This is a genomic window from Mesorhizobium sp. M1A.F.Ca.ET.072.01.1.1 (assembly GCF_004023325.1).
Taxonomy (GTDB): Bacteria; Pseudomonadota; Alphaproteobacteria; order Rhizobiales; family Rhizobiaceae; genus Mesorhizobium.
The window spans coordinates 1-3431 of sequence record NZ_RZSF01000504.1 but is presented as its reverse complement, the minus strand read 5'-3'; the positions used below and the strand labels follow the sequence as shown (position 1 = coordinate 3431).

Sequence of the window (3431 nt, the reverse complement as noted above, 5' to 3'; positions counted from 1 at the left end):
GGTCTGGGACGGCGCATCACCCGGCACGGCCGTCAACGTGCTTCGGCTCGCCATCGCGAACAAGCCGTGCGTCATTTACGATCTGGCCAAGGGCAGCGTGGCGACCACGTACAATGTGGAAGACTGGTGCGCCATGCTCCGCCATGCGGGTCCGGACATTCGCCGGCAAGCCGAAGCCCGCATGACGCCGGACGAGCGTCTGGCGCTGCCAGGATGATCCGCCGACAGCCCGGCGGGTACGATCCAATATGCTTGATCCGGCCCCCCAAACTCCACTTGTATGAACGTCCGGGGCCGACCCCTTTCGAAACCGGCCCACGCGCAGAGCCGCAGGGCGTTGTGCAGGACAATCGTCTTGCCCGTCTCGCATCTGAAGCGGGTGCAGCGTGCCGAACATCATGGCTTGCGCGGTCATCCATCGTGGCTGCGAGGTATTGCCCCCGAGGAACGTGAAGTTCGCTGCTAGTCGGCTCCAATCTCGAAAACGCTGTTGCCCCCATCCCGAATACGCAAGGCGGTTCACGCGCCATGCTGCCGGTCGAATATCGACGACGCAGGCGACATGACCCGAGAGGTGCGCGGCAAGCATACCGGCGATCCCGCAGCGTTGCATGGGCAGCCAAACGATGGCGGCCTGCGTTCTTGTCCATCTGCCGCATCCGGGGCCATTCCCGTTTCATGTCGCCTTTGTAGACGACCGCCTGCTTTGTGCGGTCAACCCCCGTTGGGGGTACACTCGACGAATATTCAGGAAAATTCGATTTCTGTTTTTTGTTAGCGGGCAGGCGAAGGGCCTGCCCGCTATTTTTCGGCAAATAGAATTTTCCAGAATTTTCGCCGAGATGACCGCAGCAGGACGTCCCTCTCCTTTGGCGCCATCGGGAATGGTCCCGATGCAACCGAAGGAGAACAACTAGCATGGCCACCACGATCGCAAACCTCACCACCAAGGCCGACGGCTCGATGGAAGGCGTCTTTGCCACACTCCGGGTCAACACCCCGATCACCCTCATCCCGAACACCAACAAGTCGCGCGAGGACGCGCCCGACTACCGGATCGTCAACAAGCGCACGGGCTTCGAGATCGGAGCCGGCTGGCACCGCATCTCCCAGCGTTCGGGAGAGGAATACCTCTCGGTCAAGCTGGAAGCCCCCGAGATCGGCGTGATCTTCGGCAATCTCGCTCCCGCCCCGGGTGGCGAGGAAAACAAGAAGGTCATCCTCTGGAACAACCCCCAGTGAGGCATCAGTGGCCGGCCCTCAGGGGGTCGGCTTCCCCCACCGGCAAAGGAGGTTGCAATGAGCCGCTACACCATCACTGTGATTTGCACCGTCACCGGACAGCTCCGCTCGGACCCAGACGCTGTCATCGGCTACGACCCACCGCTTCGGACCTATTTCCTGCAAGCGTTCCCGCACGAAGAAACCGACGAGCCCGCGCTCTGGCTTGGAACCCGCGATCGCTCGTTCGAAGCGCTCGAGGATCTTCGCCATGCAGCCACCTCACACGGCTATGACTTCATGCCGTTGTCGCCCAAATTGGCCGCAAAGCTGGTCGACGACAAAGCGGCAGCCAGCGGGCTTCCGGAGCGGGACGGTATCCTCGGGAGACTGCTGAAACACCCCAACCAACCCAAGTAGGCAAACACATCTCAGGGCCCGCGACGGAGTGCTCCGTCGCGGGCCCTTTTTTTGCGCGTCGCAAGAGAGTCACGACCATCACCCGTCGCAGCACGCGACAGCGAACTCCAAACCGCCGATTATTCCTTCGGAAGTTTGTGTTTATGGATTCGGATATAATCCTGCACAGCCTTTCGCAGCAGCTCGGTCATGCTGTGCCCGTTGCTGATCGCCAGCAACTTGAACTGACGCTGTTCCGCGGCCGTCAGATAGTACCCGCAGCGGACCATCTCCTCCTCGCGAATTTTCTTGCCGGCGACGGGGTCCTTTTTCTGACCCTGCCGCAGCAGCTTGCGAAAGTCGGGCGTTGCACTCGATGCCGACTCGGGCGTCTGCGGCATGGCCGATCCGGCATTTGGCTCCAGCTTCTGCCCCTCGTTTTTCGCTGATGAAATGAACATGCTGGGCAATGCCGGTGGCTGCGTGGAGATCGCCTTCATCATACGGGCTTTCTTGTCGTCACCGGGTTTCGGTGCGGTTTCTTCACTCATGCCGCATTCCTTGTGGCTTCGATGAAGGTTTGCAGAAGGTCGTCAAAGACCCCTTCGCTCTCGGCAACCGCCTTCGCATCGGGCACCGCGAAGCTGTAAAGGGTCTGCCCGGTCTGTAGATCGCGGTAGGCAACACGATTGTGCAGGACGTGTTCTGCAATCGGCGTGCCGTTGGCCTGGATAATGGAGCGCAGTTCGTTCAAGGCTCGCGCCCTGCCATCGATGATGGTCTGCTTGGTCAGCACGAATATAGCAGGCAGCGGTCTGCCCCGACTTTCGACCGCAAGCGGAATGTAGTGGTCGGTGATCTGGATGGCGGCGGTCACGTCGTCGAGGGCAAAATAGACCGGCACGACGACAATATCAGCCGCGAAGAGCCCGGCCATGAGGTTGTCATTCGTGGTGCCTTCCGTATCGATCAAGACGACGGAGCGCTCACCGTTGTGAGTGGCTGCCGCGTCCAGGATTTCCTGCGGGGTCATCGCGCTCACCAGATGGAGCCTGTCAGGACGATTGCCAGCGTCACCCAGCATCTGGAACCAGCGGTTCATGTTCTGCCGCCGATCGCCGTCGATAAGAGTGACCGAATAACCCCGATGCAGCGCGACGGATGCGAGGGTGCGCAGCATCGTCGATTTGCCAGTACCGCCCTTTGGGATCGCAGCGGAGATGATCACGGGGGCCTCCTTCCGGCGTTGGCTCCTTGTCTCCATGTTAATATGGAGACAAGTCATCATGGACACATGGAACAATGTCATGGTCGAAACTTGGTGACATACTCAACGGGCCAGAACGGTTTGGCAACCCAGGCGCGCACCAACAAGGGCTCGCGCAGGGCGCAATCATTACGCATCTCTCTGAGGAACGGACCCGGCGGGCTGTTCGGAACTGCGAACCGGTCTGTTGTTTCCATGTTGACTTGTTTCCATCTTAACATGGAAACAAGTCCTCAACGCGTCATACAGACGTCGCATCAAATCGCGATGGAAACATTGCGACCGCGCCCTTCGTTGACAACTAGGCTGGTGGGAAGGAAGCCGGCTTGGGTCCTTTTCCGACCGTTTCTTATTGGCAGGATAGCCTATTTTGTGATACACACAAAATAGGCGGCGCGGCCCTGTCGGGCCTTTGCGCCCGCAAGCGGGCTTGAGATGGACGCAGGCGCAAGGAAAGCACCGGTACGGAGCGCGTCACGGCGCTATGGCGAGGTGACGCACATCCGGTTTTCGACCGACGAGTTGGCCAGCCTCACAGCTGCGG

The 3431-nt window shown here is 60.1% G+C and carries 5 protein-coding genes and 1 pseudogene; 4 read left to right on the top strand and 2 right to left on the bottom strand.

The features are described from left to right. From EOA32_RS35145 to EOA32_RS35130, 4 genes and pseudogenes are all read left to right on the top strand, one after another. Positions 1-217, top strand: a pseudogene (locus EOA32_RS35145) (hypothetical protein); the annotation flags it as partial. A 394-nt stretch (positions 218-611) separates the two neighbouring features. Next, a complete protein-coding gene (locus EOA32_RS35140) occupies positions 612-917 on the top strand; it encodes a hypothetical protein (RefSeq protein ID WP_128374139.1) in 306 nt (101 codons plus the stop codon). 1 nt (position 918) lies between these two features. Further along, entirely contained in the window at positions 919-1242 is a 324-nt protein-coding gene (locus EOA32_RS35135; protein ID WP_128374138.1) for a DUF736 family protein, read from the top strand. Positions 1243-1299: 57 nt separating this feature from the next. Further along, positions 1300-1641: a hypothetical protein gene (locus EOA32_RS35130; RefSeq protein WP_128374137.1), complete on the top strand. Its 342-nt coding sequence runs from the start codon at positions 1300-1302 to the stop codon at positions 1639-1641. Positions 1642-1760: 119 nt separating this feature from the next. Here EOA32_RS35130 and EOA32_RS35125 read toward each other — a convergent pair whose 3' ends face one another. Together EOA32_RS35125 and EOA32_RS35120 are read right to left on the bottom strand one after the other, a co-directional pair. Next, positions 1761-2171, bottom strand: coding sequence for a hypothetical protein (locus EOA32_RS35125; protein ID WP_128374136.1), 411 nt, complete (start codon positions 2169-2171; stop codon positions 1761-1763). Beyond that, entirely contained in the window at positions 2168-2848 is a 681-nt protein-coding gene (locus EOA32_RS35120) for a ParA family protein (RefSeq protein WP_189407639.1), read from the bottom strand. The genes EOA32_RS35125 and EOA32_RS35120 overlap by 4 nt, the downstream gene beginning before the upstream one ends. Between the last annotated feature and the right edge of the window lie 583 nt (positions 2849-3431).

Bases quoted from the DNA above. Each gene is read 5' to 3' on its own strand.
- EOA32_RS35140 (WP_128374139.1), top strand. From the start codon at position 612: ATGGGCAGCCAAACGATGGCGGCCTGCGTTCTTGTCCATCTGCCGCAT.
- EOA32_RS35125 (WP_128374136.1), bottom strand. From the start codon at position 2,171: ATGAGTGAAGAAACCGCACCGAAACCCGGTGACGACAAGAAAGCCCGT.
- EOA32_RS35130 (WP_128374137.1), top strand. From the start codon at position 1,300: ATGAGCCGCTACACCATCACTGTGATTTGCACCGTCACCGGACAGCTC.
- EOA32_RS35135 (WP_128374138.1), top strand. From the start codon at position 919: ATGGCCACCACGATCGCAAACCTCACCACCAAGGCCGACGGCTCGATG.